A 523-nucleotide genomic window follows, 5' to 3' on the forward strand; every position below is an offset into this window, starting at 1 on the left:
TACCAACTCACATCCGCATAGGCTTTAATGTGTGCGACTTCTCTAGCTATTAATTCTAGTTCTTGTGTTGTAAGCCCTAAACTATACTCTGAATCAATTTCACACCATCGATCAAGTAAGCCCTTAAACCGTCTCATTCTCATTTTTGAGATCGGAGTCATAATTTTTCCACCCCTTGGCATTCTTATATAGTGAACTTCAATTGAAAAACTATGATGTACCCACTTGTCTTTTAAAGGAGGCTTTTTGTATTGATAGTGTTTGTCAGTGTGATAATAAGACATTTTATTTTGCCTTTCAAAAGATAAAAGCGCGGCTAAAGGCACTAAAACCGCGCTTCAAAGTAAGGATGAAAAAGCCTTAAAAAGGCTAGAAAGAAAAAAACCTTTTTAAAAAAGGCAAAAGAATTATAAAAAAATTTGTAAATAAAAAAAAGGGTTAAAAAAATTGTTTGAATTTTAAGTGTTATTTTTTTTACTTATTTTAGGCTCTTTTGTAACTTGTGAATTTGTAGCTTGACTTT

At 31.7% G+C, this 523-nt stretch carries 1 protein-coding gene; it reads right to left on the minus strand.

Features of this window, described 5'->3' with window-relative positions:
• The coding region (locus tag DMC01_RS12760) for a hypothetical protein (RefSeq protein WP_142694542.1) at positions 1–284 on the minus strand (284 nt) is incomplete at its 3' end.
• Positions 285–523 lie beyond the last annotated feature (239 nt).

Origin of the sequence: Campylobacter troglodytis (genome assembly GCF_006864425.1) — a bacterium.
In the GTDB taxonomy this organism is placed as follows: Bacteria; Campylobacterota; Campylobacteria; order Campylobacterales; family Campylobacteraceae; genus Campylobacter_D; species Campylobacter_D troglodytis.